Origin of the sequence: Paraburkholderia sp. 32, assembly GCF_050435345.1 — a bacterium.
GTDB lineage: Bacteria > Pseudomonadota > Gammaproteobacteria > Burkholderiales > Burkholderiaceae > Paraburkholderia > Paraburkholderia tuberum.
The window spans coordinates 2,252,946-2,278,998 of record NZ_JBNDKD010000001.1 but is presented as its reverse complement, the minus strand read 5'-3'; the positions used below and the strand labels follow the sequence as shown (position 1 = coordinate 2,278,998).

25 protein-coding genes and 1 pseudogene are annotated in these 26,053 nt (G+C 61.0%); 3 read left to right on the top strand and 23 right to left on the bottom strand.

All coding sequences use genetic code 11. From position 1 onward, the window contains the following. The first annotated feature begins 281 nt into the window (after positions 1 to 281). Positions 282 to 1,100 (top strand): annotated as a pseudogene (locus tag OKW26_RS10670) (alpha/beta fold hydrolase). Positions 1,101 to 1,790: 690 nt separating this feature from the next. Here OKW26_RS10670 and OKW26_RS10665 read toward each other — a convergent pair. The 8 genes from OKW26_RS10665 to OKW26_RS10630 form a co-directional block, all read right to left on the bottom strand. Then, the gene (locus OKW26_RS10665; protein ID WP_429353577.1) at positions 1,791 to 2,129 is read right to left on the bottom strand and encodes a hypothetical protein; all 339 of its coding nucleotides are present in this window, start codon (positions 2,127 to 2,129) and stop codon (positions 1,791 to 1,793) included. A 3-nt stretch (positions 2,130 to 2,132) separates the two neighbouring features. Then, a complete protein-coding gene (locus tag OKW26_RS10660; protein WP_187619362.1) occupies positions 2,133 to 2,384 on the bottom strand; it encodes a hypothetical protein in 252 nt (83 codons plus the stop codon). A gap of 674 nt (positions 2,385 to 3,058) precedes the next feature. Then, positions 3,059 to 3,496, bottom strand: a complete 438-nt coding sequence (locus OKW26_RS10655) for a hypothetical protein (RefSeq protein ID WP_429353576.1) — start codon at positions 3,494 to 3,496, stop codon at positions 3,059 to 3,061. A gap of 144 nt (positions 3,497 to 3,640) precedes the next feature. Next, positions 3,641 to 3,817, bottom strand: coding sequence for a type II toxin-antitoxin system CcdA family antitoxin (locus OKW26_RS10650; RefSeq protein ID WP_429354211.1), 177 nt, complete (start codon positions 3,815 to 3,817; stop codon positions 3,641 to 3,643). Continuing rightward, positions 3,763 to 4,842 (bottom strand): helix-turn-helix domain-containing protein, encoded by a 1,080-nt coding sequence (locus OKW26_RS10645; RefSeq protein WP_429353575.1) that lies wholly within the window; start codon positions 4,840 to 4,842, stop codon positions 3,763 to 3,765. Before OKW26_RS10645 ends, OKW26_RS10650 begins: the two co-directional genes overlap by 55 nt. Positions 4,843 to 4,982: 140 nt before the next feature. Then, complete coding sequence (locus OKW26_RS10640; RefSeq protein WP_429353574.1) at positions 4,983 to 5,507, bottom strand: hypothetical protein; 525 nt, start codon at positions 5,505 to 5,507, stop codon at positions 4,983 to 4,985. A 5-nt stretch (positions 5,508 to 5,512) separates the two neighbouring features. Further along, positions 5,513 to 5,827, bottom strand: coding sequence for a hypothetical protein (locus OKW26_RS10635; protein WP_429353573.1), 315 nt, complete (start codon positions 5,825 to 5,827; stop codon positions 5,513 to 5,515). A gap of 153 nt (positions 5,828 to 5,980) precedes the next feature. Beyond that, positions 5,981 to 6,454, bottom strand: a complete 474-nt coding sequence (locus OKW26_RS10630) for a hypothetical protein (protein WP_429353572.1) — start codon at positions 6,452 to 6,454, stop codon at positions 5,981 to 5,983. Positions 6,455 to 6,683: 229 nt separating this feature from the next. On the opposite strand from OKW26_RS10630, the gene OKW26_RS10625 reads away from it, so the two are divergent. Further along, a complete protein-coding gene (locus OKW26_RS10625; protein WP_429353571.1) occupies positions 6,684 to 7,031 on the top strand; it encodes a helix-turn-helix domain-containing protein in 348 nt (115 codons plus the stop codon). 197 nt (positions 7,032 to 7,228) lie between these two features. On the opposite strand, the gene OKW26_RS10620 is transcribed toward OKW26_RS10625, so the two are convergent. The 15 genes from OKW26_RS10620 to OKW26_RS10550 all read right to left on the bottom strand — a co-directional run bounded on the left by OKW26_RS10620 (position 7,229) and on the right by OKW26_RS10550 (position 24,738). Further along, positions 7,229 to 7,474: a hypothetical protein gene (locus tag OKW26_RS10620; protein ID WP_429353570.1), complete on the bottom strand. Its 246-nt coding sequence runs from the start codon at positions 7,472 to 7,474 to the stop codon at positions 7,229 to 7,231. Between the two features lie 680 nt (positions 7,475 to 8,154). Beyond that, on the bottom strand, positions 8,155 to 9,486 hold the full coding sequence (locus OKW26_RS10615; protein ID WP_429353569.1) for an MFS transporter: 1,332 nt from the start codon (positions 9,484 to 9,486) through the stop codon (positions 8,155 to 8,157). 50 nt (positions 9,487 to 9,536) lie between these two features. Beyond that, positions 9,537 to 10,064 carry a heme-degrading domain-containing protein gene (locus tag OKW26_RS10610; protein WP_429353568.1) on the bottom strand — a complete coding sequence of 176 codons (528 nt, stop codon included), beginning with the start codon at positions 10,062 to 10,064 and terminating at the stop codon, positions 9,537 to 9,539. A 47-nt stretch (positions 10,065 to 10,111) separates the two neighbouring features. After that, positions 10,112 to 11,284, bottom strand: coding sequence for a dihydrodipicolinate synthase family protein (locus tag OKW26_RS10605; protein ID WP_429353567.1), 1,173 nt, complete (start codon positions 11,282 to 11,284; stop codon positions 10,112 to 10,114). Between the two features lie 9 nt (positions 11,285 to 11,293). After that, positions 11,294 to 12,976, bottom strand: coding sequence for a GMC family oxidoreductase (locus OKW26_RS10600; protein WP_429353566.1), 1,683 nt, complete (start codon positions 12,974 to 12,976; stop codon positions 11,294 to 11,296). An 11-nt stretch (positions 12,977 to 12,987) separates the two neighbouring features. Then, positions 12,988 to 13,767: a 3-ketoacyl-ACP reductase gene (locus OKW26_RS10595; RefSeq protein WP_429353565.1), complete on the bottom strand. Its 780-nt coding sequence runs from the start codon at positions 13,765 to 13,767 to the stop codon at positions 12,988 to 12,990. Continuing rightward, positions 13,760 to 15,313, bottom strand: a complete 1,554-nt coding sequence (locus OKW26_RS10590; protein WP_429353564.1) for a GMC oxidoreductase — start codon at positions 15,311 to 15,313, stop codon at positions 13,760 to 13,762. The genes OKW26_RS10595 and OKW26_RS10590 overlap by 8 nt, the downstream gene beginning before the upstream one ends. Further along, a complete protein-coding gene (locus OKW26_RS10585; RefSeq protein ID WP_429353563.1) occupies positions 15,313 to 16,419 on the bottom strand; it encodes an ABC transporter ATP-binding protein in 1,107 nt (368 codons plus the stop codon). Before OKW26_RS10585 ends, OKW26_RS10590 begins: the two co-directional genes overlap by 1 nt. 4 nt (positions 16,420 to 16,423) lie before the next feature. Further along, the gene (locus OKW26_RS10580) at positions 16,424 to 17,281 is read right to left on the bottom strand and encodes a carbohydrate ABC transporter permease (protein ID WP_429354210.1); all 858 of its coding nucleotides are present in this window, start codon (positions 17,279 to 17,281) and stop codon (positions 16,424 to 16,426) included. Positions 17,282 to 17,383: 102 nt separating this feature from the next. Next, positions 17,384 to 18,352, bottom strand: coding sequence for a carbohydrate ABC transporter permease (locus OKW26_RS10575; RefSeq protein WP_429353562.1), 969 nt, complete (start codon positions 18,350 to 18,352; stop codon positions 17,384 to 17,386). Positions 18,353 to 18,434: 82 nt separating this feature from the next. Then, positions 18,435 to 19,691: an ABC transporter substrate-binding protein gene (locus tag OKW26_RS10570; protein WP_429353561.1), complete on the bottom strand. Its 1,257-nt coding sequence runs from the start codon at positions 19,689 to 19,691 to the stop codon at positions 18,435 to 18,437. 92 nt (positions 19,692 to 19,783) lie between these two features. Then, on the bottom strand, positions 19,784 to 21,310 hold the full coding sequence (locus OKW26_RS10565) for an aldehyde dehydrogenase family protein (RefSeq protein WP_429353560.1): 1,527 nt from the start codon (positions 21,308 to 21,310) through the stop codon (positions 19,784 to 19,786). A 16-nt stretch (positions 21,311 to 21,326) separates the two neighbouring features. After that, entirely contained in the window at positions 21,327 to 22,109 is a 783-nt protein-coding gene (locus tag OKW26_RS10560; protein WP_429353559.1) for an enoyl-CoA hydratase/isomerase family protein, read from the bottom strand. After that, on the bottom strand, positions 22,102 to 23,673 hold the full coding sequence (locus tag OKW26_RS10555) for an acyl CoA:acetate/3-ketoacid CoA transferase (protein WP_429353558.1): 1,572 nt from the start codon (positions 23,671 to 23,673) through the stop codon (positions 22,102 to 22,104). Before OKW26_RS10555 ends, OKW26_RS10560 begins: the two co-directional genes overlap by 8 nt. A 45-nt stretch (positions 23,674 to 23,718) precedes the next feature. Further along, positions 23,719 to 24,738 (bottom strand): Gfo/Idh/MocA family protein, encoded by a 1,020-nt coding sequence (locus tag OKW26_RS10550; RefSeq protein WP_429353557.1) that lies wholly within the window; start codon positions 24,736 to 24,738, stop codon positions 23,719 to 23,721. Between the two features lie 117 nt (positions 24,739 to 24,855). On the opposite strand from OKW26_RS10550, the gene OKW26_RS10545 reads away from it, so the two are divergent. Beyond that, positions 24,856 to 25,941, top strand: a complete 1,086-nt coding sequence (locus OKW26_RS10545) for a LacI family DNA-binding transcriptional regulator (protein ID WP_429353556.1) — start codon at positions 24,856 to 24,858, stop codon at positions 25,939 to 25,941. Positions 25,942 to 26,053: the final 112 nt, after the last annotated feature.

Sequence of the window (26,053 nt, the reverse complement as noted above, 5' to 3'; positions counted from 1 at the left end):
AAAGGGATGCCTAATCTTTGCAGTAGCTTCCGTCTATGCATCGACGGAGGCACCACGGTCAAACCAGTCGCATCCGGGACGGAGAGGGCGATGTCCATAGATTCCAAGCTTAGCATCGTGTTCTGCCACGGCAGTCCATCGCGGCGTTGTCGGAGTGAGCTCCGCTCGCAGTTTTCAGATGCGCATTGTGAAATTTGACTGCGAAAGAAGCCGCTGGCAGCGTTCTCGATGCCTCGCGGAGCACCAACGCTTCAATCAATCTTTCAAAGGAGGTACCAGCAATGCCTACGATCACCACTCCGGACGGCGTAAAGATCTTCTACAAGGACTGGGGGTCCGGTCAGCCGATCATCTTCAGCCATGGCTGGCCCCTGTCGGCCGACGACTGGGACGCCCAGATGATGTTTTTCCTTCACCACGGCTACCGGGTAATCGCCCATGACCGGCGTGGGCACGGTCGGTCCGAGCAAGTCGGCACCGGCAACGACATGGACCACTGGGTCGCCGACCTCGCTGCACTGACCGAACACCTCGGCGTCCGCGACGCGATCCACATCGGGCACTCCACCGGCGGCGGCGAGGTGGCCCGCTACGTCGCTCGTCACCAGGAGCGGGTCGCCAAGGCAGTGCTGGTGGCCTCGTTGACGCCGAACATGGTGAAAACCGACGCGAACCCTGGCGGTCAGCCGCGGGAGTGGTTCGACGCGGTTAAGGCAGGCGTGCTTGGCAACCGGTCGGAGTTTTACCGGGCAGTCCCGGAGGGTCCGTTCTATGGATTCAACCGTCCGGGCGCCAAGCCGTCTGAGGCGGTGATCGCGAACTGGTGGCGCCAGGGCATGGCCGGCAGCGCCCAGGCCCATTACGAGACCGTATCCTCCTAGCTGGAGGACTACACCGACGATCTGAAGAAGATCACTGTGCCGGTAATGGTCATGCATGGCGAAGACGACCAGATCGTCCCGTTCGCCAGTTCGGTGCCCCGCGCGGTTGACCTGCTTGCGAACGGTGTCCTGAAGACATACTCTGGCTTCCCGCACGGCATGCTGACTACCCACGCGGACGTCCTCAACCCCGACCTTCTCAAATTCATCAGCTCCTGACGGGACGCAAGCCCGAACCAGAGCTAGGCAATTCGAGTGGCCCGCTCCACGGGTGCGCCACTCGACCTACGTGTCGGCTAAGGGTTGAGTTTCAGCGGACCACGTCGGACAGCAGTCGGCCCAGAGTGTGTCAAAACTCGAAATCCCTCGGTTTTCGAGTGTCACTTTACCCCTCGGTTTCCCGATCACCGGTCGCGGCGCAGGTTTTAACACACTCTGGGTCGCATGCGGCCGACTGACAATCGCGGCGGCTGCATTGCGAACGGCCGGAAAGCACACCCATAGCCGCCTCGCCAGCACCGACATCTGAATGTCCGCAACGGGTCGCAAGTACTCATTCGCTTTCCGCGGGACGAGTCATTCGCGACCACCGACCTGTGAACGACAGGAAAGCGCCCCATACCCGTCTGACCGGCACCGATGCTCGAATGACGGCTCAGGCCGAGCTGCTGCCTCTGAGGCGCCGTCATGAACGACCGGTCCATCTTGTTACCTGCGCTTGAACTCCCAACGTCGCACCGGCGGCGATGCGGTCGACAAGACTCGTTCAGCGATAAGGCTAACCTGTTCATCCGAAGGTAACGAGCCGCCTGAGTGTCGCGACGGTGAGTTCGGGATGCCCCATGAGAAACGGCAATCCATGATCGGCAGTCTGAGCGACGCGCGGAGCCGCATGGGGCGGTAAGCCCTCTAGTCGCGCTCGTGAAATTCCCAGGGATTCATCCTGTCGACAGATACCGGCGCATTGGGTCGGGGCACGACGCCCTTCAGGGCTTGCATTGAGCCATCCGGTCCGGACGGCGGATCGACGCGAAGCCAACGCCCCAGCGTATCGCGGACACACTGCTGGCAAAGGTCAAGGCTCACATGGGCGCCGTCGCCGAAAATCGAGCCAAAGCCGCCACGCCAATCGAGCGACATCTTTTCGTACCACTCCCACTGATCGTCAACCGGCGTCATGCGCCGGCCGCAGCGGTCGCATGTGCATGCCGCGACCTCCTGCACCGTCCTGTCCCGGTATTCGCGCATGACCTATCCTTTTCCCCAGTCTGAATTTTCCCACTCCGGCGGCACGAGACCAAGCTGCTTCGCGGTGTCGACCGGCAGGCGCAACAGCACCGTGCCCGGGCCTCGCTCCATGTTGCCGAGCATCGTGACTTCAGCGGCTACTCCGTTGAGCTCGAGATACACGACGTCCTCCGGCTCAAAAATCTCGGTGTAGAGATCCCAGCCGGGCTGATCACCCTCTTTCGCCTGATACCTGATGTGGTTCCTGGTACTCATGAATCCCTGTCCCTTTTGCGAGCGTTTCGCCGATGCCCTGATTGTCGGCGGCCAATCGCTGCAGATACTGGATGCGGTCCGCGGCGTCACTGACAGCCGCCTCTCATTTCACTGTTCATCATGCGATCCCGGTTGGCCAGACAGGTTCGCAGGTGGTCCAGCCTTATCCCTTCTTCCGGATGAAGCAGCCGATCTGCATGCGGCCATGACAGACTCGAGTCGATAACCGCAATATGCTTCAGGGAGCGCCATTGTCGCAATCTCCGATGCCCGGCGTATAGGGTGTCTGGCGAGAAGCAGGTTGGCCGGGCGGCCGTGCTGCCTGACGCTTATAAAATTTACAGCGCATTCCAGAACGCCATCATCGCCCATCACTGACCGTGCACCGCACTCGGGTTCCGGAGAGCCTTTGACGATGGGACAATCGATCCCGTTGCTGCAATGGCGGTACAGGAATGGGCGCGGGAGAACGGTGCGGGAGAACGGTCAGGCATCCTGCGGGCAAAATACCCGCTCATCTTCGACGTCAACCCGACAGTCGCTGATGATCTGGATACCGTCCCAACGGTTTTCTCCCTGTGGGGTGTCGAGTGCGGCGACGGCTGGTTCGATCTGATCGACATGTTGTGCGCGAGGCTGCAACTTGCTACAAAGCACGGTGCACCGCTCTGGCATCAGCGCTGGCCGTTGAGAAAGTCGAACCAGTCGTGCGCGAAAGCACAGCCGTGGTCAGGAATGCCCGAACCGGCCAGCTTCCTGTCGAAGTACGTTCTGGCCGGCTCGGGAATCTCATCCAGACGCACGTAACGGTAGCCGGCGTCATTCATGTGAACCGTCACCTGCGGTGGCGCGGGTCGCGGTGGCAGGGCTTCGCGGCCCTGATTCAGCGCAGCGGCAACACAGCGCGCAACGAGGTCCCATACGCTGCCCGCCCATCTCGGATAGCCGCGCACCGTGGCCCGCGCGCCAACCTGCCCGAGCACCGCATCGTCCAGGGCCACCCTGTAGTCCGCGAGTGCGCCGCCACTCACGCGCGCGATGTCCGCCGTCGCGATGACCCGCTTTCCGTCTTCCCGTCCACCGGGCAGCAATTCAATGGTGATTCGAAGCATTCGCCTTTCCTTGTGATCTTGTCATCCGGTGCCGCAGTTGCGCGGACGCGCATCGGGTCGAGGTCCCGAACCTGCGCCGCGATCGCCTGCCCCCCAGCAAATCAGGCCGTCCCGGTGGCTTCGCCCGGACAGCTGAACGCCCCCTCAGAACTTCCAGTAGCCGTCGAGTGGAAGCCCCTGCTGCGCCACGCAAGCGTTCTCGCTTTCGATGGCTTTCGCGTTCTCCTTCCGCCATACCCCGCCCTGCCGGCCGGGCGCGAGGCTGGCTACGCCCCCTTGCGCACTTGCGACCTGTCGAGGCGATGTTCCTTCGCAACACAGACGACGTCCGCGGCCAGCGAAGGGTTCGCCGCTTTCGCCGGCATGCGGGTGCCGGCCACCGCGTTGCCAGGATCCGCACCGGTGATCCGCCGGGACAGTATTTCGCCGGCGAATGCCGCAGCGCGTTCCATGGACAGCGAGGGCCCCAGCAGGTCACGCATGCGGCCATCGGCAACGGCGGTCGTGAACGAAAAGCCCGCCGCGCCCACCGCGAGCATGTCATCCAGCACCGGAATCCTGAAGGCGAACCCGGCCGCGCGCGCGACCATGCGCGCGACGGTCTGGCGTGCGTGCGACGGATCGATCCCGTATGAGACGGCCACGTCGACCAGTGGCCAGCGATGCGCGCCCACCCCATAGCGGTGGGCCAGCAGGTCGGCATCGCGCGCGGCCCGGCCATCCAGCGGCTGCTCCGGTTGGAGCAGGTTGCGTCCGCGGGTGGCGAGGCACGCCGCGACGCGATGGATGGCAGCCTCGAGCGTTTCCGTGCCGATCGTCACGCGCCAGCGGCCATCGCCTACCCCGGGATGCGATGCCGACGGCGCCAGCAGTTGCCCCGGCGCGAGCAGCAGGGCGTGCTCCCAGGTGCGAAGGCGCGCCACGGTGAGCGCCTTCGGAAACGTCCCCTGCTCCCACTGCAACAGCGTGGGACGGGACACGTGACAGGCGCGCGCCACCTCCGCAACGCACAGGCCCAGTTCACTGCGCAGCCGCCGCGCGTGGGGGCCGATCTCGCGGCACCGGGCGGCGGGGATCCGTGACTGGGGATCGCCGTCTGCGCGGGCGGCGGCATCCGCCGCAGGCGACCCGGGGTCCGGCAACGGTTGCGTCCCGGGACCGAGCAGCCAACCCGGCGGCACCTGCAGGGCCGCCTCCAGCGCGTTCACGGTGGCGGCTGCGACGGTGCGCGGCCACCTTCCCTTCTCCCTGCGCACCAGGGTCACTCTTGCCACTCCCACCCTGACCGCGAGATCGCCCTGTGTCATCGCTGACGCCTTGCGTCGGTCCCGCAGGCGCTGTGCCATCCGCGGTACGTCGGATCGTGGAATCCACACACGCATCCCGGCCATCCTGATCCCCTTCATGAGGCTGTTTATGTTTGAGCGAAGAAATGCGTCCGCACGTCCGGAGACCGGACGCTCGCCCGGCCGGCAGCCGCCCGGCTTCAACCGGTGCACGCATAGGCATTGGCGCGCGCGTCATGCAGCGCATGGTGCTCGCCGCCGTGGCGCGCGTAGTAGGCGGCGCGTCGCTCCGGGTTGCGCGTGCCTGCGATGTTCTCGAGCCGCCAGCCACGCGGCAGCGGGCCGCCCAGCAGGAACCGCAACAGGGCCAGGTCCGTCTCGTAGTCGTAGCACAGCACCGGCCCGGAGTCGCCCGGCACCGCCATGAGCCATGCGCGCAGTGCCTCGCGCAGCGCTGCAAACGGCATCGCGCGCCCCTCGGACTGGCCGAGCTGCGGCAGTACCACGGCGCGGACAAAGTCGCTGCACAGCGCCGGATCGAAATCGGTCCGCTCGCCGTAGAACTCGTACCCGTTCTCCCCCACGAGGGCGAGACTGAGCAGCTGGCACTGCCGGAAGTCGGTGAATTCCGTGTCGAGGAAATACCGGTTGTTCCAGCCGGCCTGCGGCTCGGGTTCAGCCGGCAGTGGCCAGCGCAATGCGCCGTGAAAGTGTGTATCCGTCATGTCCGTTACGTCGTCATTTGGCCGTCGGCTCGCCCCGTGTCATCCAGCGCGAACCCGCCCGGGGCTGATCGGGTTTTGTCGCCGTCTTCCCTGCGCGCGTCTGACCCGGCCCGCACCTCCGGCACGGGCACCATGCGGTGTTCGCGCGCGCCGCGGATCCGCCGCAGCGGCCCGGCAAGCACCGTCACGTGTGCGGGAAACGGGATCGGCACGGCCCCGGTTACGTCGTCGCGGGTCGCACGCACGAAGCGCCGCAGCCGCGCGCGCAGTGTTTCGGAGGTTTCGTCGGGAAGCTCGATCGCCCGCTTGCGTCTGCTCATACCGATCCCTGTTTGAAGCCGCAGCCGATGCGCCGGTGGTGCGCTGGCCGCGATAAGGCGGATTATCACGGCCAGCCTTCGTCCGGCCGCGGTGCATCGCGGTGATAGTCGTGCCCGGCCCCACGTCCGGACGGCGTCCACTGCGAGCCAAGGTCAGCGACCGGCAGCGGCTGGTGCCTTCGCGCGCCAGAGCCGCCTGCCGCGCGCCGGACGCGTCGCCAGGGCAACCGGCACGGAGAACGTGCGCCCCGCCGCGGTCGTGAACCGGGTCACCGTCACCAGCCGCTCGCCCTGGCTGTACTGTTCGGGCTCGGTGACGCCCACCCGGATCTCGCTCAGCGGATCGAGCCTCCACCGGTCGACCTCGCGCGCGAATTTTGTGCTCAGCACGGCGGCGCCACGGAGAACGACATCCCCGCCGACAAACTGCTCCAAGTGCGGCGCCGTTGTGGACAAATCGAGCATCACGATCGTGGGGACCACCCGCGAGCGTGCCGGCGACACCCGCAGGATCAGCACGTCCCGCGGAATCAGCTGCTCGATCGCCGTCCACGCGGTCGCGCCTTCGGACTCGCCGAACGGCAGCGCGTACGGCGGCAAACGGTTTCTTTCACTCGTCACAAACATACTGCCAACTACCTCATTGCTTTCTCTATCAACTAGCCGCCTGTGGCCGCGCCAGCCTCCCCAAGAGGATCAAACACCCTCCCGCGAACAAATCACCACCACGAAAAATCCGCCAAACCCAGACTGCATATAGGTTTCAGCCTGATATTTCCCGTTTTATTCCCAGTGTACTGGGAAGACAAATTATAGCGCCAACTGGAGAGTGCTCCCATTTCACTGGGAGAAAAATTTGGAGTTGGCCGAAGTCTTCGGGGCGGTCCTGCGCGAGCACCGTATCCGCGCCGAGCTAACACAGGAGCAGTTCGCTTTTGAAGCGGATATACGGCGCAATTACGTCAGCATGCTGGAACTTGGCCAGCACCAGCCAACTCTGACTATGCTGTTCGCGCTTGCTGCCGCTTTGAAATGCTCGCCCAGTGAACTTCTCGCCGAAGTCGAACGGAAGCTCAGAAAATCTCGTCGCTCGACCAAGAAAGCGCCGAATGCGGTCAAAAGGCGCGTGACAACTGCCACCGACCATTCGCGTGACAGCGAGGCGACCGATCGCTCACACCGGCGGTCCCGGCGCAGCAGCTAAACCAGCATCCCTGCTCTCCAAGTGAAGGACAGGATTTCGCGGCCTCAGAGCGGGGACGAGGTTCATCCGATTAGCCTGCACGCTAGCGAGTCCACTTGCCTCCACTTCTTGGCGCCCGTGCCGCTCGTCACATCTCCCAAGAAGTGAAGAGGCTGCAGCGTCAGATCTCGTTCAATATCGTCGACCCGCTGGGCCAGTTAACGATCGTGGGCATAGAGCCGGTGGATCAGTTGGACTAGCTTCGGCGGCCGATCGTGCATCGCGAGAACGTCGGCCAACCAGCATAGCGTGGCCCTCGCCAGGGGAACGACTGCGCCGAATTCGGGCAGGCTGGTGTGGGGCCAGTTGATGGTGGCCGAGCGTTCGGTGATCAGCCCTTCGCGGGCCCCGCACAATGCCGCCTGAAGCTGTTCTGCTTCTGTCTGTGGTTCAATGAAGCGCATCGCGGGACGCGAGGCCGTCTGGCAAATCGCCTCCGCGTCAATGTAAACGTTCCTGTTGCTAAATGGTGGACCGGGCGATGCACGACGCGAAGGAGCACAGCCGGGCGAAACGCTTGCCATCGATGCCGGGTGAGCTTGCCGCGTGACGCAGACGCAAGGCACCACGGTCGCTAGAAAAGCTTGAACGTACGTTTAGACATTCTGATTAATTAAAAATTCGATCATTCCTTTTATGTAAAATCACACGGGCGGCGACTAAGCAACCAACTTCCGGATCCAACGCAGTGCTCGCACGTAAAGTTCCCATGTGAGCCCACCGAATTGCGTCCGGACGATCACAAAGCTCGTTTTTGCAAATTTCGGATGGCTTTAGGTAGATTCGCGTACCAGATGTTGCAGGCGCTTTGTCCTGATTACGCGCAGACGCCGTACCGGCCCCCGCCGGGGCGTCAGTGACGCTACCAAGCGGGACAACTGTTCGAACGCCGGCGGCGACTGGGCGACACTACCGCCGGTTCCAGGATATAAAAAGTTCGTCGCCAGCGAGAAAGTCGGTCGTGCTCTGGCGCTTCATATGCGAGACAGAACTGTGAGCGGAGGCGCCGAGTCCTGAGCGGACGTCCTTAACGTTCTCCTTGCAACTCCCGACGTGTGTCGACCCGCAGCACAACAGCAGAACACTAGCTGTTCAGATCGACCCCGCGCGTTTCCGGTGCAAAAAATGTCGCAAGGAACGTGATGCCCGCTAGAACCATGACATACAGCGCTATCGGCCAATAGGCACCGTGTGACCAGCCAATCAGTGCAGCGGCAATGAAGGGCGCCACGCCTCCCGACGCGACGGCAGCGAACTCCTTGCTCACAGCAACACCTGTATACCGGAAGCGCGCGCTGAACAACTCCGGAAAGTACGCTCCCTGGATACCGTACATCCCGAAAACGCCAACGCCTATCGCCAGAGCCATACTTACGATGATCAACAACGGATCCCTTGTCTCGAACAGCCAGAATGCGGGAAAGGCCCAGGCACAGGTGAACAGCGCCGCAAGCCGGTACATCAAGCGACGTCCAAACCGATCCGACAACCAGCCCATCAGCGGAATCGTCACAATCGCCAAGCCTGCTGCAACCGTAATCCCGAGCGTTCCAACCGACTTGTCGACAAGCAGTATCTTCGTGAGATAACTGAGGGCGAACACCTGGTACAGATAGGATGAACCATTCTCCCCAACGCGTAGCCCGAATGCGACGAGCAGCGTTCGAGGCGACTCGGAAAGCAAGTCCCTCACCGGACGTTCGCTTACCTGGCCAGATCGGCGGATTTCCTGGAACACGGGACTCTCTTTCACCCGCATCCTGATAATGATGCCGGCGAAAACCACCAGAGCACTAAAGAGGAAGGGAATCCGCCAGCCGTACGACATGAACTCATCCTTCGGCAAGCGTTGTACAAGCGTGAACATCGCACCGGCAAGCAATATTCCAAGAATACAACCGGCGAATGGCAGGGCTGCATAGAAACCTCGCCGGGCTGGCGGCGCAAACTCCGACACAATCAGTGAAGCGCCCGCCTGCTCCGCTCCCGCGCCAAACCCCTGAAGCAGCCGCAGTGCCACAAGCAGCACGGTTGACCATACGCCCGCTGTTGCATACGTCGGCAACAACCCGATAAAAAACGTTGATCCGCCCATCAGCAGAACCGTAGCAACAAGTACGACTTTCCGTCCCAGTTTGTCGCCCAGCCATCCGAAGAATAATCCTCCAAAGGGACGTGCGAAGAAGCCCGCCGCATACGCGCCAAAGATGGCAAGGAGCCCGGCCGCCTTGCTTAGCCCAGGGAAAAACAGGTCAGCAAAAATCAAGGCGGATGCCGTTCCATAAATGCTGAAGTCGTACCACTCCATTGCACTGCCGGCTGTGCTCGCCGCGATCACACGGCGAAGATCCGCTATACCGCTTGTCTCCGCGGCATGTGGGCCGGCAGCCACCTGGCCCATCGTGTCAGTTTTCATAAGGGGGTCTCCTTTACAGTTTTTCTCTCAACAGTCAAGCGTGCGTTGGCTCACTCGATTGCATGCGGGGCAGTCCGCGGATACGACAGCACGCAATCTATATGCGGAATTCCGAGGTGCCAGCACAAAGCTTCGATGACCAGTTCATGATCCTTAACGTGATCCAGTCCGGACACTGACATGGCGCCGACGACACCCACATTGGCCACGCGAAGAGGTACGCCCCCGCCGAACAGCGTGTAGTCCCGCCCGGACAGCCCATGTGATGTCAGCGACCACCCCTCATGCGCGAACATCAGGCCCACCTCAAGAGAACTCCTTCCGAAGTGGAAGACCGTATTCTCCTTGCGGCGAATCCATTGGCCGTTGTCTGCACAGCTTCCTTCCAGCGCGCAATAGAAGAGCGCACTGCGCGGATGAATCACACTTACGGCGACAGGAAGGCTGCGACGGGAGGCGATATTCACAACGATCTCTCCAAGCTTGCGCGCGACTTCCGCGTTGAAAGCAGGCAACATCGTTCGCATCGCCTGTTGATCGAATGTCTCATCCTTCAAACTCAAGGCTCTACTCGGCATCTCACCCTCTCACCGCGCAATCCGGTCCGCAGCCATTGCGATCCAGTTCATTGGACGATTCCTGCCCGCACCTGCAAGAAGGTTTTCATTCGCTGCAGGGCGAGTTCGGGCCTGATCAACACGCCACAGGCGTCCGCTTTCCGGAACACTTCGGCGAAATGCAGCACCGACCGCGCCGACTCCATGCCTCCGGCCATCGAGAAATGGTCCTGATGACCGTTGAGCCACGCGAGGAAGACAACGCCCGCCTTGTAGTACTGTGTCGGCGAACTGAAGAGCTCACGCGACAGCGCCACCGTGGGTCGCATCGTGTTGTGGTAGGCCGCGATATCGTTTCTGGCCAACTGGCCCAGCGCTTTCGCCGCGACTGGTGCAATCGGATCAAATATGCCCAGTAACGCGTGCGATATGCCCGTGCTATCACCTGCGATCAGATCGCCGTAGTTGAAATCGTCACCGGTATACATCCGCACGCCGTCCGGCAACTGGGCGCGAAGCTCGCGCTCATACTCAGCGTTCAGCAACGAAATCTTGATGCCCTCGATCTTGCCCGCATGCAGGTGGATGATGTCGAGTACAGTTGCCATTGCGGCGCGAACGTCACGACTGCCCCAGTATCCCGCGAGCGAAGCGTCGAATGCTTCGCCGAGCCAGTGAAGCACGACCTTCTTGCGACTCTCGGCAAGTACAGCGTCATACACCTTCTTGTAGTCATCAGGCGATCGGACTGCGGCGCACAATGCACGACTCGCCATCATGATGGCCCGGCCACCGGACGCTTCCACGACTTCGAATTGCTCCTTGTAGGCCTGGATCACATCCGACAGGCTATGCCGCTGCCGGTCGTCCAGATGATCGGTGCCAGCACCGCAGGCTAGATCCGCTCCTGGGATAGTTCTCGCGTGCGCGATGCTTCGGCGAATGAGTTCAGAGGCCGTCTGCCAGCCCAGACCCATGCCTCTTTGTGCGGTGTCCATGGCTTCGGCGACCTTGAACCCGAGGCCATACAGATAGCTCCGGAATGCGAGCGTCCTGTCCCAATCGATCGCCGGCGCGTCCGACCACGGCTCATAGTCGAGAGCGGGATCAACCACGACATGGGCAGCAGCGTATGCCACGCGATTGAACTCACATTTCGACTCCAGCGTGATGTTCTCCTCCAAGGTCTTCAACGTATACGGATTCAATTCGCCATTACGGGTTGGCAGAAGGATTTTCATGGCTACCTCTCAGAAAGCGGTCGATGTCGGAATCTTGTGAGCACCTCGTTCGGCACGCGCAGTGTCTGGCGCCGGGATGCGGCCGAGGATATGATCGGCTGCCTTCTCCGCGATCATGATCGTCGGTGCATTGGTGTTACACGACGGAATGAGCGGCATCACTGAAGCATCGACAACGCGAAGTCCGTCAATACCAACCACTCGCAAGTCAGGCGTGACTACGCTATGTTCGTCCTCCGGGCGCCCCATCCGGCACGTACCGACCGGATGATGATCAGTCTTCGCGTTGGCACATGCGTAATCAAACAGTTCGTCGTCTGTGCTGACCTTCGCACCCGGCAGGATCTCCGTCTGCACAAACCGCTTCAGCGCTGGCTGATTCATCAATTCACGCGCAAGGCGCAAACCCTTTAGCGCTGCATCGCGGTCTTCGCGCTCCGACCAGTAGTTGGGATCAATCAGCGGCGCTGCCGCCGGATCAGCACTGGCAAGGCGTACGCTGCCGCGCGATTTGGGCCGAAGATATGCGGTATTCAAGGTGACGCCCCCATGGCGAAGTTTCGCCATGCCCGCTTCTATTCCTGAACCCAGGCCGAGATGGAACTGGATGTCGGGCGATCCGGCCTGAGTCGCTGCGACGCCGTCCGCATACCAGAAGCCGCCTGTCTCGAACAGGCTCGACGCAACCGGGCCCTTCTTCAGGAGCAGGTACTGCAGGCCTGCCCACGCTGCATGCCGGAGTTTGTTGTACTTGTCGTAAGTGTGATCGCCTGTACATTCGGCGATGACAAACAGGTCGAGATGATCCTGCAGATTAGAGCCGACGCCCGGCATGTCCTGCACGACGCGTACACCCGTTGACCTCAAATGATCAGCCGGGCCGATGCCTGATTGCATCAGCAGCTTGGGTGATCCAATGGCTCCAGACGACACGATCACTTCGCGCCTCGCTCGCACAACAACTGGCGTGCGGTCGGTTCCACTGACCAGTTCTACGCCGACTGCGCGCCCTCCTTCGACGATCACGCGTAGCGCCTGTGACTGTAACCTGACCGTGAGGTTAGGCCGCCCGAGGATCGGGTCAAGGAACCCGACGGATGCCGATGCGCGCCGTGCGTTGAACTGCGTCAGCTGATAGTAGCCGAGACCTTGCTGTTCAGCGCCGTTGAAGTCCGCGTTAAAAGGCATGCCCATCTCCTGACCCGCCTGAAAGAACGCTTCGCAGATCGGCAGAGGACTGATCGGGTTTGACACTCCTAGCGGACCACCGTAGGCATGGTATTCATTTGCGAAGCGCTGATTGTTCTCGGATCGTTTGAAATAAGGCAGTACATCCCGGTAACTCCAACCCGTTGCGCCACCCATGCTCTCCCATTCGTCGTAGTCGGCCGGCACGCCACGCGTGTAAATCTGCGCGTTGATCGACGAGCCGCCACCGATGACTTTCGCTTGTGTGAAGCGCAAGACACGGTCCTTCAGATGCTTTTGAGGCACGGTATGCCAGCCCCATGAACCGATGCCCTTGGTCATCTTCGCGAAACCAGCGGGCATGTGAAAAAGCGGGTTGCGGTCGCCGCCGCCAGCCTCAAGTAGCAAAACCGTCACGGAAGAATCGGCGCTCAGGCGATTCGCCAGTACGCAACCGGCCGATCCTCCGCCCGTAATAATGTAGTCGTAGCTATCGGTCTTCATGCTGCTCACCTTCAAAAGGCAGAAATCGAGAGGCCACCGTCAATCTGGAGCACGCTGCCTGTGGCAAACTGCAACGCGCCGCCCGCCAGTTGGCCGACCGCCTTCGCGACATCGTCAGCCTCACCCCAACGGTTCATGGGAACGAGCCCCTCCTTGAAACGTGCCTCATACTTCTGCGCAACCCCTGCGGTCATCGGCGTCCGGATAGTCCCCGGTCGTACCTCAAAAACCGGGATGCCGGCATGAGCAAGTCGTAGTGCGAACAGCTTTGTCATCATCGGCAAAGCGGACTTCGAGAGGCAATACTCGGCCCGCTCAGGGGACGCCATCGTGGCTGATACCGACGAGACTGTGATAATCGCGCGAGGGCGACCTGACTCTCCGCTCAACATATGGCGAGCAACCGCCTGAGTCATGAAGAAGGTTCCGCGCAAATTCACTCCAAGCACAGTGTCGAACGCCTCAGAAGTCACATCCAGCAGATCACCGCGCGCGGGCGAGCCGATTCCCGCGTTGTTCACCAGGCAATCCAGATCGCCGCACCACGCCAGCACACCTTCGAGCACTCGCGCGTGGGACGCTACATCCTGCAGATTCGCCATAACGAAGAGAGACCGCCGTCCCTGGTCCTCAATCGCCCTTAGCGTCAGAGCGGTATCTTCGTCATCGACCACGTCGGTAATGGCCACGTCATAGCCGCGCGAGGCCAACTCGACAGCGATCGCGCGCCCGATTCCGCGGCGGCCGCCCGTGACGAGCGCTGCGAGAGGTTGCATTGCGTCATCAGGCATGTCGGCCTCCGTCAAAAGCGTGGTCTCCGCTAGCCGCGCAGCTGCGCGTCAGCTCCGAACGAAGGTGTTCGCCGACCCGTAGCGCCTGGGCGGCTACCGTCAGTGCTGGATTGACGGCAGCAGATGATGGGAAAAAGCTCGCATCAACGACGTACAGGTTCTGGTGGTCATAAGCCTTGCAGAACGGATCGAGCGGCGCGGCGCCAGCGTCATTGCCGAACCGGACCGTCCCACATTGATGGGACGGCGTGTCCTCGCCAAAGCGTCTGCTGACCACCAGCGGATAGCCCGCGTCCTTGAGCAGACGCTTCACTTTCTGAACGAAGCGTTCATGAGGTTTCAGATTGGTGCGATTCCACGTCAGCTGGATCTCACCGGCCGACGTTAGCTCTACGCGGCTATCTGCGCTCGGCAAGTCTTCCGACATCGCGTAAAGATCGACACTGTGACGGCCTATGTATTCCAGAAGCTTCCTCGGCACGTACGGAAGCGCGCCACGAAGCATCGGTTCGCGGATCTTTCCCAGCATTTGCAGATTGCCCAGCGGCCACCGGTCATGCACGCCGCCAAAGTAGAAGTCGTTGACCGAAAGCGTCTTCGGAAAACGGGTGTCGTTGACCGTCCTCGGGTCGATTGCCAGAATCGCGGTGCAGTTATGATTCATGTAGTACCGCCCGACCGCTCCGGACGTGTTCGCAAGCCCGTTCGGAAACTTGTCGTTAGCCGAGGCAAGTAGCAGAACGGCGCTATTGATCGCCCCTGCCGACAGCACAAACGTGTCGCCAGTGACCGTAAGCGGACCGTCCCGCGTCTGAACTTCGAGGCTCGAAATTCTTCGCCCTGTCGGGTCGGTCACGAGTCGTGTCGCACGTGCGCCCGTCAGCAGGGACACGCCTCCTTGTTTCAGCGCGGGGCGCAACAGGCACATCTCGGCGTCTCCTTTCGCGTCAATGCGGCAAGGAAAAGCGTCACATGTGCCGCAGCGCACGCACGTGCCGCCGTCGCCGAAATCGACCGAAGCCGGCATAAAGAACGGATGCAGGCCCTGCTGCCGAAGCTTCTCCCGGAGCCTTGCAATCACAGGTTCGTCCGGTATCGGTCCATGACGATAATTGACGGATCTCGGCGGCTCGGTCGGATCCTGACCAGCGGACCCTCTCACACCGAACAGTTCCTCGGCCTGGTCGTAGTATTTTTCGAGGTCCTGGTACTTGATGGGCCAAGCGGGCGACACGCCTTCCTCATGCGCGAGTTCTTCGAAGTCGGCTTCGCGCAGCCGGAACATCGCGGTACCGAAGAACTTCGTATGCCCGCCGACAAAGTAGTACTGGCCAGGGCGATAGCGCTCGCCAGCGCCGTTGAGCCAAGTGTCGCGCGTGCGATACCGGAGCTGGCCGAATACGGCTTCCGCGTCCCAGTTCTGCAGTTCGCGGGGAAGATTGTCGCCCCGCTCGATCACTACGACACTGGCACCCGTACCCACGAGTTGCAGGGCAATCGCGCTGCCGCCGACGCCCGAACCAACGATGACGACATCGGCATGCATCACGCTATCCTTTCTTCCGTTTGCGCATCGAAGAGGACCAGCTTCGACAGATCGACCCGCAGGTTGCAGTGCTCGCCAGGGCTATGCGGAATGTCGGCACCAAGCCGGGCCGCAACTTCGACCCCGCCCATTTCAAGCGCCGCCAGCGTATCCGGTCCCGTGGGCTCCATGACCAGCACCTTCACCGCTACCTCGCGCACCGCATCCGGGACCCGCGAGGATTCCACACCAATCGCTTCTGGTCGAAGGCCGGCAATCACCTTCTTGCCCGCGTATCGCGCGACCGCCGCGGGCTGGGCCGGCAGATCAAGGCAAACCGCCGCACTGCCCTCGCCCATCGTTAAAACGAGTGTGTCGTTTCGGGTGGAGAGCACTGCCGGAATGAGGTTCATCGACGGCGAGCCCATGAACGTCGCGACAAAGGTATTGGCCGGCGTACCGTAGATTTCGGCTGGCGTGCCGAACTGCTGGATCACGCCACTCTTCATCACCGCAATCCGGGTCGCGAGTGTCATCGCTTCGATCTGATCGTGAGTCACGTACACGATGGTTGCGCCGAGCCGTTGATGCAGCTTCTTGATTTCGGTGCGCATGTCAACGCGCAGTTTTGCGTCAAGATTGGACAGCGGCTCGTCGAACAGGAAGATTTTCGGGTCCCGCACCAGCGCCCGTCCCATGGCGACACGCTGCCGTTGACCGCCCGAGAGTTGGCCCGGGCGGCGCTTGATCAGGTGCTCGATCTGAAGCAGTCTTGCAGCGTCCGCGACGGCCTTATCCCTCTCCACTTTCGACACTTTGCGCATCTCCAGACCGAAGCTGATGTTCTGGCCGACCGTCATGTTCGGATACAGCGCGTAGCTCTGAAAGACCATCGCGATATCCCGCTCGCTGGGATGCAGGTCGTTCACACGGTCGTTGTCGATCCGGATCTCCCCACCGGAGATAGTGTCGAGTCCCGCGATCAGCGACAGCAGGGTCGATTTTCCGCAACCGGACGGCCCGACAAGTACGAGGAAATCGCCATCGGTCACATCGATGTTGATGTTTTTCAGGATTTCCGTCGGGCCGTACGCCTTGCGGACATTTGAAATATGCAGAGAAGCCATTTCCTTACCCCTTTACCGAACCAGTCATCATACCGCGCACGAAATAGCGGCCGCCGATCACATAGACCAGAAGAGTGGGCAGCGCGGTAATCACGGCCGCTGCCATCTGAACGTTGTACTCACGCACGCCCGTCGACGTATTCACGATGTTGTTTAGTGCGACCGTAATAGGCGCCGTGCTGCCCGTCGTAAATGAAGCACCGAAGAGGAAGTCGTTCCAGATATTGGTGAACTGCCAGATCACCGTTACAGTGATGATGGCGCCGGAACACGGCAACAGGATGCGCAGGAAGATCCTGAAGAAGCGCGCTCCATCGATCATCGCGGCCTTCACCAGTTCATCGGGAAACGCGACATAGAAGTTACGGAAGTACAGCGTCGTAAAGCACAGACCGTAGACAATGTGCACGAACACGAGACCCGTAATGGACTGGGCCAGCCCGATTTTCCCGAGGAAGGTCGCCATTGGAATGAGCACGATCTGGAACGGGATGAAGCATCCGAACAGAACGAGCCCAAACAGGATGTTGTCGCCCTTGAATCTCCATTTGGTCAGCACGTAACCGTTGAGTGCGCCAAGGAAGGTAGAAATCGCAACGGCGGAAATGACCATCCTTGTCGAGTTCCAGAAAAACCCCTTCACGCCGGAACAATCAAGGCCAACGCAGGCTTCCCCCCAGGCTTTAAGCCAGGGCTCCAGTGTCCACGCACGTGGCAACGCGAGAATGTTTCCGCTGTACACCTCCGAAAGAGGTTTGAACGACGTCAGCATCATTACCGCGAGCGGGATCAGATAGACGACGGCAAAAAGCGCCAGCAGTCCATAGATCACGATCCTCGATACGTAGTTATGCTTACCCATCACCATTTGCGGCGAGTCCCAGCCTTTTTTCAACATGACGATCTCCTGTGTCGATCCGAGTTAGCGCTTCAGCGCTTACTCCGATCCCTTGCATCAGCCGGACTAATGCGAGCCGCTGCCGCTGCGCGGACGAAGCTCTGAATAGAGATACGGGACCATGATCGCCGCGACCGTGCACAGCATCATGACCGCACTCGCCGCTCCCATTCCCAATTCGTTTCGCGTGAAGGTGAATGAGTACATGAACGTCGAGGGCAACTCCGTCGAATAGCCGGGACCTGCGCCTGTCAAGGCCACCACCAGTTCATAGCTCTTGACCGCGAGGTGAACGAGAATGACGAATGCGGAAACGAAAGCCGGACGCAGTTGCGGAATGATGATGCGTCGATAAATAGCCGGCATTCTTGCCCCATCGATCGACGCGGCCTTGACCATGTCCTGATCGATACCCCGCAAGCCTGCGAGGAACATCGCCATGACGAAGCCGGACGCCTGCCACACCGCGGCGATGACCACGGTATAAATGGCCATTCGATCATCGATGATCCAGTCGAACCTGAAACCGGTCCAACCCCAGTCGTGGAAAAGCTTCGTTAGCCCGAGACCGGGATTCAGTATCCATTTCCAGGCCGTCCCCGTGACGATGAAGGAGATCGCCATGGGATAAAGGAAGATCGCGCGCAGCCCGCCTTCCGCCCTGATGCGTTGATCGAGAAGAATGGCGAGGGCCAGCCCGATCCCCATGCACAGGACGACATACAGCGATGCATAGATTCCCAGGTTGGTGACCGCAACATGCCAGCGCGGATGTGCCCAGACGCGTCCGTACTGCATCAGGCCGCCCCAGTGCAGATTGGCAAACGCGCGTGAGCGTGTGAACGACAGGACCGTGGTCCAGACGATAAAACCGTAGACGAAGATCAGCGTCGTAATCAACGTGGGCGACAACACAAGCTTTGGCAATACCTGCTCGAACCGGTTTCTGAGGCTTGACCGGCGTTTGTCGTGAAGATGGGATTCGTCCGCCGTACCTCGTGACGAGGTATGAGCGGTCCGGTGTGTAGTGTGCATGGCAACCACCTCTACTTCGGGAGCATCGGGTCTCGCAGGGGCACTCTGGAACACCCCCGTGAGCTCTAGGACGGTGTACGGCCTACTTCGCGTTGTTGACGGCGTCGACCAGCTGTTTCACCGCATCGGCAGATGACTCGTTAGAGTTGAAGAAATGCGTGACGACGTCATAGACCGCGTTCTTCGGCCCATCGGGCATTGCGTGTCCATGCGCGAAGCTGCCTACCATCGTGCCGCTCTTCAGCGCAGTGCGAAGATCAGCCATCGACTTCTGGCCGCACTCGTCGAACCCATCGGACGGCACATCGAGACGCGCTGGAATCGCTCCCTTGATCTGGTTGAATTTCGCCTGCACGCCCTTGTCCATCACCGTCGACGCGAACGCATATTCACCAGGCAGGCTGGCGTCGCCCTTCTTGAACGTCGCAAACTGATCCGTATTGAAGATGAAGTCGCCCTCGGTGCCGGGGTACTGGAAGCACAGGTAGTCGACATTGGCCTTCTTGCCGGCGTTCACGAACTCGCCCTTCGCCCAGTCCCCCATGATCTGCATCGCGGCCTTGCCGTTGATGACCATCGATGTTGCGAGGTTCCAGTCACGACCCGGGAAATTCGGATCGACCATACCGCGCAGCGCGCGCATCTGGTCGAATGCCTTTTCCATCGTCTTTGAGCCGAGCGCGGCAGGGTCAAGATTGACGAGCGCCTGGGTATAGAACTTCGGACCGCCGGCAGACATCACCGCGCTGTCGAAAATCGTCGCTTCCTGCCACGGCTGCCCGCCGTGGGCGAGCGGCGTGTAGCCAGCCTTGCGAATCACGGCGGCATCGGCAACCAGCTGGTCGAACGTCTGCGGCGGAGTCAGATGCAACTGATCGAAGATCTTCTTGTTCGCCCAGATCCAGTTGGTCCGGTGAATGTCGACCGGCACCGCGACCCAATGACCATCGACCTTCGAGAAACGTTGAATCGGACCCGGCACGAGCTTGTCCCATCCTTCTTTTGCCGCGATCGGATCGAGGTTGGCCAGAAAATCCTGCGACGCGTATTCAGGAATGGTAAAGCCGAGCATCTGGATGGCGTCAGGCGGATTGCCGGATGCAACGCGAGCTTTCAGTACCGTGCGCGCTGCTTCACCGCCTCCCCCTGCAATCGGCGCGTCCTTCCAGGCGTATCCGCGCTGCTTCAAACCGTCCTTTAATACCTCCAGCGCTTTGGCTTCGCCGCCCGAGGTCCACCAGTGCATCACTTCGACGGATTTGGTGTCGGCCGCAAACGTCGTGCTGCTGCCACTGACAGCGATGGCTGCCACGAGTGCAAAAAGTGTTTTCCTCAACATGTCTCACTCCAGATGGGTTGCTCTCTCTGATGGAGAGGGTTTTCAGTCTTTTTCCCGGCGGACCCTTCCGCCCGAGGCTTGTTTCTTGCCTGCTATTTCTTCGCCGGTAGCCAAAGGTTCTTGCGTTCTCCGATATGCAGTTGAATTGTCTTCGTCTCCGTATAGTCCTCAACCGCCTGCTTGCCGAGTTCGCGGCCGACGCCGCTCGCCTTGAATCCGCCAAACGGGAGTTCCGGATATCCGTCGAGGAAGGTGTTCACCCAGATCGTCCCTGCGTCGACACCGCGTGCGACCTTCAGGCAAGTATCGATATCGCTGCTCCACACCGCGGCTGACAACCCGTACGCGGTGTCGTTTGCGATTTCGATGGCATGATCCAGATCGCGGAACGCGATGACACTCAAGACAGGGCCGAAAATTTCCTCTCTAGCGACACCCATGTCTGCCGTGACATCGGTCAGGACAGTCGGCTGCAGATAAAGGCCGTTAGCGCTTACGTAACGCGCGCCGCCAAGACGCACCTTCGCACCTGCCGAGACACCGGTCTCGATATGACCGAGGATGTCGTTCATCTGCTGTTCGCTGACGATCGCGCCTACCTTTGCATCAGGATGAAGCGGGTCGCCGACAGGCACTTCGCGGGCACGCTCGATAACAACAGCGGCAAACCGCTCCACGATGGACTCATGCACGAGAACCCGGCTACCGCTGTTGCAGCATTCCCCAGCGTTGAAGTACACGCCGAACACGACCGCGTCGACCATTGCATCCCAGTCGCAGTCCGGGAAAACGATCTGAGGATTCTTGCCGCCCAGTTCCAGGGCGACTTTCTTGAGTTTCTTTGAGGCCACCCCGGCGAGCATCGACCCCACATGGGTCGAACCCGTGAACGAGAGCATGTCGACCCGTGGACTCTCGGCGAGAGGCTGACCGACGCGTGAGCCCTTGCCCGTTACGACATTCGCGACCCCGGCTGGCACGCCTGCCTTTTCAAGGATCTCCATCAACATGACGGTCGTGCCGGACGTCAGTTCGCTGGGCTTGATCACGCATGTGCAGCCCGCTGCCATCGCGAATGGCAGTTTCTGGCACAAAATCCACAGCGGAAAATTCCACGGCGTGATGATGCCGACCACCCCGATCGGCTGACGCAACACCAGTCCAAGCATGTCCTCGCCCAAGGTGTTGTAGGCGTCACCGCCGGTGGTGCGAGCAAGGCTCGCGGCGTACTGCCACAGATCGACGCAGCCGGCGACCTCCGCGCGCGCCTGGGTGAGCGGCTTACCGTTCTCCAGCGATTCGATTAGCGCAAGACGCTCAATCTGGGCCTGGATGCCATCCGCGATCGCCAGCAGCACGCGGGCACGCTCCGCTCCCTTCATCTTCGGCCAGGGGCCGTGGTGAAATGCACGATGGGCCGCATCAATTGCCGCGTCGACGTCCTCGGGCGTCGCCACGGCATAGGTGCTGACCAGCTCGCCGTGAGCCGGACTGAGCCGCTCGACACGTTCGCCGCCACCAGCCTCGCGCCACTGCCCGTCGATGTAGAGGCGACCGTGATACACCTCGAAGTCAGTCTTATGAGACGCCACAAGCAAGGGCGCCAGTTCCGGATTCATGTTTGCAGTCGTCATGTCAGTTACCCTCAAAGTTCGCCGGCCGCTTTTCGCGAAAACTCAGCATTCCCTCACGCGCATCCGCAGTGGTTGCCGCCAATGCACCCGCCATCGCCTCGAGGGTGGCCGCAGCACCCTCGCCGTTTGCCGCGTTCACCAGTTGCTTGGTCAGTTGCACCGACACGGGCGCGAGACGTGCGATCTGTTCGGCCATCTCCAGCGCGGCGTTCAATGCGCCGCCCGCTGACGCCACTTCGTCGATCAGACCAATTTCGTGAGCGCGCGCGGCGTCGATGCGCCTGCCGGTGAGCGCGAGCATCTTTACCCTGCTCGCCCCAATGACCGAGACAAGCCGTTGTGTGCCAGACCAGCCCGGGCACGTCGCTATACCCGCCTCTGGCAGGGCGAAGGTCGCGGCAGGTTCTGCAATCCGGATGTCCGCGACCGCGGCGAGCTCCAGCCCGCCTCCGAGTGCGTGTCCATTGATCGCGGCGATGACCGGTGCACGAAGCGCAGCCCAACGATCAAAGACCCTGTGACCGCGCGGTACCCACTGACGCCACATATCAAGTGGCGTCAGCGCGGACCATTCATTGATGTCCGCACCCACGCAGAAAGCCTTCGTTCCCGAACCCGTCAGGACCACGGCGCGCACATCGGTCCACGTATCAAGTTCAGCGGCGACCGCCTCCAGACGCATCAGCATCAGTGGGGTCAAGGCATTGAGCTTCTCGGGGCGGTTCAACGTGACAACAGCGACTGCGCCGCTGCGCTCAAACTGGATTCCATCGATATCAGCCACGAAGTGCCTCCCTGAGTTGCAGGCCGTACGGCGATTCGCTGAAAATCGCGGCATTCATGGTCTTCAGTTCCGATGAAACAATCAAAGGAAAGTCCGCCTGCTCAAGCACGTCCCTGTTCAGGTCGATGCCGGGCGCCACCTCGATCACTTCAAGACCTTGCTTCGTAAGCTGCAACACACAGCGTTCGGTCACATACAGCACCTGCTGACCACGCTGCTGCGCCATGCGGCCGCTGAACGTGACGTGGTCGACGTCGCCGATGAACTTCTTCGATTTGCCTTCCTGAAGGATCGTCAGCCGTCCGTGACCGACCTCCAGCTTCGCGCCGGCCGTGAAAAAACCCGAGAAGACGAGCTTCTTCGCGTGCGTCGTAATGTCGATGAAGCCGCCACATCCGGCAGTCAGATACGGCTTGCTGGGCAGCTTCGACACGTTCACGTGGCCGTTGCGGTCGATCTGCAGAAACGACAGCAGCGAAACATCGAAGCCGCCTCCCTGGAAGTAGATGAACTGCGAAGGCGACGGCATGATCGCGTCGGCGTTTGCCGAGCAACCGAAGGCGAAGCCGAGCAGCGGCATACCGCCCACCGCACCCTGCTCGATGGCCCACGTCACACGGCCGTTGAGTCCTTCTTCAAGGAGAATGCGCGGAACGTTGGCCGAAATGCCGAAGCCGAGATTCACCGCGTCTCCGTCCGCGATTTCCATCGCCGCGCGGCGCGCGATTACCTTTTCCGCGTTCCAGTCGGCAAATGCAAATTCGCTGTCCGGAACCTTGATTTCGCCGCTGATCTCCGGGTCGTATTCGATCTGCGTCGTCTGTTTCTGCTCGGGGTCCACGACCACGTAGTCAACGAGGTTGCACGGAATATGCACCTGCTGCGTACCGAGCGACCCTGCCTTCACGACTCGCTTGACCTGGGCGATGACAATGCCGCCGTTGTTACGCACTGCAAGCGCCTGGTCGCGGCCGCCGAGCAGCGCGCCTTCGTGTTCGTAAGACAGGTTGCCCCGCTCATCCGCTGTGGTGGCACGCACGATAGCGACGCGCGGCACGATATTCGGAAAGAAGAGCCACTCCTCGCCCGCGAACGTGACCTTGTCCACGATCGGCTCGGATTCCGAGAGACTGTTCATTGCGCCGCCCTGCCGGTCCGGATCGACGAAAGTGTCGAGCCCCACCTTGGTGAGGACGCCGGGGCGCTTCGCGGCCGCGTCCCGATGCATGTCAAACATCACACCGCTCGGCAGGTTGTATGCGCGGATTTCATTGTCGACCACCATCCGCCAGATGTCGGGCATCGGTAGACTCGATGGGCCGCTGGGAAACGAACCGGCGATGATCGACTTGATAAGACCGTGCTTCGCCAGATGATCAACGCCTTTGACGCCATACATGTCGCCAGCTGCTATCGGATGCAGCAGCGAAAGTTGTCGGGGATGGCCTTCGGTTTCAAAGCGCGTCCCGATCGCCGCCAGCATGGCGTCGGGGCAGCCAAGGCCACTCGACGAACTGACGGTCACAACGTCACCATCGTTGATCAGGCCTGCGGCAGTCGCCATCGAAATAACTTTGCTGGAACCCACAATAGATCTCCTCAAACTGACTCAGCGCACGAACTGCTGCGGGACGGCGACGTGTGCACCGGTTGAAGCCGACTCTTCAAGCGCAAGCGCGGTAACCAGTGACCGGTATCCGTCCCGGCCAGTGGCTGCGGGATCCTCACCGAGGAGAACAGCGCGATGGAACTGGGCGACCGCGTTGACATAAAGGTCCTGATGGACGACCTCGATGATTTCGAAACCTGCTGCTGAACGCAGCTCGATTTCTCCGACGGCGCGCTGGGTCATCACGTCACGTGCGATGAGCGAGCCTTCGGTCCCGTGGACCTCGAAGCCGGTCGGCGCGTACGGCACGGTGAACGCGTCGTGAATCTGGGCAAGCACGCCGTTACTGAACCGGATGATTCCCATCACGCCGTCGGCGAGGCCTTGGGTACCGATGCTTCCGGACGAGGTCATCGCGCTCACTTCGACGGGTTCTGCATCCAGAATGAAGCGAAGGGTGTCGGCGTCGTGCACGGAGATGTCGAGCACGACGCCGCCGCCCGCATCAGGGCGCTCGATTCGCCAGCCGCGGAGGTGCGGCGGTAGTGAGACCGCGTGGAAGACTCGCACGTAAAGCGGCGTGCCAACCGCACCGGAAAGGATGAGTTCACGCAGACGGCGGTGTGTCGCTGCACACCGCAGGTGATGGTTCGTGCCAAGGACAACCTGGTGGGCGGCGCACGCCTCGATCATCTGGCTCGCGTCAGCCTCTGAGAGCGCAAGCGGCTTTTCGCAGAGCACGTGTTTGCCGGCAGCGGCAGCCGCCAGTACCTGAGGCAGGTGTTTTTCGTTCGTGCTGCTGATGTAGACCGCGTCGATGTCGCGATCGGCGAGGATCTCATCGAGGTTCGTGCCGGACTTTGAAATCCGATGCTTGTCGGCGAACTCGCGGACGCGCCCGGCGCTGCCGCTGACGACCGCTTCGATCGTGCCGTCCGGCTGCGACCGGATCGCGTTGACCATCCACTCGTCGGCTATCGTGCTGGCGCCGATTAGCGCCCAGCGAATCTTGGAAGTCATTGTCTCTCTCCGTTGGAACGTTCCAACCAGCGTTTATTGGATCGTTCCAACAAACTGTAGTAGACTCATTTCACCGTGTCAAATACTTTTTGGAACGTTCCAATTGTGCAAAGCAACATGAAAACAGTTCCGACGATTCAGGACATTGCAGCGGCTGCGGGGGTATCCAAGTCGACGGTCTCGCTGGTCCTTCAACAGAGCCCAAAAATCAAGGCGGAGACGGCCGACAAAGTTCGGGCGGCGGCACAGCTCCTCGGCTACGTCTATAACCGCGGCGCAGCAAATCTGCGCGGGACCCGAAGTACCATCGTCGGGATGGTCATTAATGATCTGACTAACCCCTTCTTTGTCGAGTTGCTCGTCGCCATCGAGCGGGTACTCGCGCAGTCCGGATACACGACGCTGATGGCGCATACTGCCGAAAACGTCGCGACCCAGACCCGTGTTCTGCAATCGATGCGTGAGCAGAATGTGGCCGGCCTGATCATGTCTCCTGCGCTGGGAACACCTGAGCAACTGCCGGACGAGATCAAGTCCTGGGGAATTCCACTTGTCCTTGTCATGCGACCGATGGGCACGGATGTCGACACGGTCGGAGTCGACAACAGCTTTGGATTCGCTCTCGCGACGGAACATCTGGTTGCTCAGGGCCACACACGTATCGCATTCGCCGGCAATCGAACGGGGTATGCGGTTGCGAACCAGCGCAGGCAGGGCTACCTCACGGCGATGGCCAGTCATGCCCTGCCTGTCGCCGACGAGTGGATCATCGACGTTGAACTGACTCCGGAGGGCGGTCGCAAGGCTGTCCGCTCCATCTTCGAGATGCGGCCTCGTCCGACGGCGGTGGTTTGCTATAACGACCAGGTTGCGTTTGGCGTGTTGCATGAGCTGGACCGAATGGGCAAACGTGCGGGCAAGGCGCTCGCGGTCGTTGGCTGTGACAATGTGGTGGCGGCAGAACATACCAATCCGCCGCTCACTACTCTTTCCGCTGGAGCGGACAAACTCGGCACGATCGCGAGTGAGACGCTGCTGGCCAGGCTCGATCCAGCGGCGGACGGAAAAGAACCACCCGTGCAGTACTTCGCCATTCCGCAGCTGGTCGTCAGGGAATCAAGCGTGGGCTCCGCGGGGCGCCACCCGCATCTTTCCGTCGATCCCACCCGCACAGAACGTCGCGTTGCAGGCCAGCGGCAATAGACTTCTGCCCCCTTGATCCATCGCGCGTCAGCCAGAGGGGCTGGCCGGATCGTGGCGGGCCGTCTGGCTAACCCCGAACCGACCAGGCGACCCGCCTACGAATCGGTGGATT

Excerpts from the sequence above, each read along its gene's own strand:
- OKW26_RS10665 (WP_429353577.1), bottom strand. The coding sequence starts at position 2,129 with ATGCGCGAATACCGGGACAGGACGGTGCAGGAGGTCGCGGCATGCACA.
- OKW26_RS10660 (WP_187619362.1), bottom strand. The coding sequence starts at position 2,384 with ATGAGTACCAGGAACCACATCAGGTATCAGGCGAAAGAGGGTGATCAG.
- OKW26_RS10655 (WP_429353576.1), bottom strand. The coding sequence starts at position 3,496 with ATGCTTCGAATCACCATTGAATTGCTGCCCGGTGGACGGGAAGACGGA.
- OKW26_RS10645 (WP_429353575.1), bottom strand. The coding sequence starts at position 4,842 with ATGGCACAGCGCCTGCGGGACCGACGCAAGGCGTCAGCGATGACACAG.
- OKW26_RS10640 (WP_429353574.1), bottom strand. The coding sequence starts at position 5,507 with ATGACGGATACACACTTTCACGGCGCATTGCGCTGGCCACTGCCGGCT.
- OKW26_RS10635 (WP_429353573.1), bottom strand. The coding sequence starts at position 5,827 with ATGAGCAGACGCAAGCGGGCGATCGAGCTTCCCGACGAAACCTCCGAA.
- OKW26_RS10630 (WP_429353572.1), bottom strand. The coding sequence starts at position 6,454 with ATGTTTGTGACGAGTGAAAGAAACCGTTTGCCGCCGTACGCGCTGCCG.
- OKW26_RS10620 (WP_429353570.1), bottom strand. The coding sequence starts at position 7,474 with ATGCGCTTCATTGAACCACAGACAGAAGCAGAACAGCTTCAGGCGGCA.
- OKW26_RS10615 (WP_429353569.1), bottom strand. The coding sequence starts at position 9,486 with ATGAAAACTGACACGATGGGCCAGGTGGCTGCCGGCCCACATGCCGCG.
- OKW26_RS10610 (WP_429353568.1), bottom strand. The coding sequence starts at position 10,064 with ATGCCGAGTAGAGCCTTGAGTTTGAAGGATGAGACATTCGATCAACAG.
- OKW26_RS10605 (WP_429353567.1), bottom strand. The coding sequence starts at position 11,284 with ATGAAAATCCTTCTGCCAACCCGTAATGGCGAATTGAATCCGTATACG.
- OKW26_RS10600 (WP_429353566.1), bottom strand. The coding sequence starts at position 12,976 with ATGAAGACCGATAGCTACGACTACATTATTACGGGCGGAGGATCGGCC.
- OKW26_RS10595 (WP_429353565.1), bottom strand. The coding sequence starts at position 13,767 with ATGCCTGATGACGCAATGCAACCTCTCGCAGCGCTCGTCACGGGCGGC.
- OKW26_RS10590 (WP_429353564.1), bottom strand. The coding sequence starts at position 15,313 with ATGCATGCCGATGTCGTCATCGTTGGTTCGGGCGTCGGCGGCAGCGCG.
- OKW26_RS10585 (WP_429353563.1), bottom strand. The coding sequence starts at position 16,419 with ATGGCTTCTCTGCATATTTCAAATGTCCGCAAGGCGTACGGCCCGACG.
- OKW26_RS10580 (WP_429354210.1), bottom strand. The coding sequence starts at position 17,281 with ATGGGTAAGCATAACTACGTATCGAGGATCGTGATCTATGGACTGCTG.
- OKW26_RS10575 (WP_429353562.1), bottom strand. The coding sequence starts at position 18,352 with ATGCACACTACACACCGGACCGCTCATACCTCGTCACGAGGTACGGCG.
- OKW26_RS10570 (WP_429353561.1), bottom strand. The coding sequence starts at position 19,691 with ATGTTGAGGAAAACACTTTTTGCACTCGTGGCAGCCATCGCTGTCAGT.
- OKW26_RS10565 (WP_429353560.1), bottom strand. The coding sequence starts at position 21,310 with ATGAATCCGGAACTGGCGCCCTTGCTTGTGGCGTCTCATAAGACTGAC.
- OKW26_RS10555 (WP_429353558.1), bottom strand. The coding sequence starts at position 23,673 with ATGGCGACTGCCGCAGGCCTGATCAACGATGGTGACGTTGTGACCGTC.
- OKW26_RS10550 (WP_429353557.1), bottom strand. The coding sequence starts at position 24,738 with ATGACTTCCAAGATTCGCTGGGCGCTAATCGGCGCCAGCACGATAGCC.
- OKW26_RS10545 (WP_429353556.1), top strand. The coding sequence starts at position 24,856 with ATGAAAACAGTTCCGACGATTCAGGACATTGCAGCGGCTGCGGGGGTA.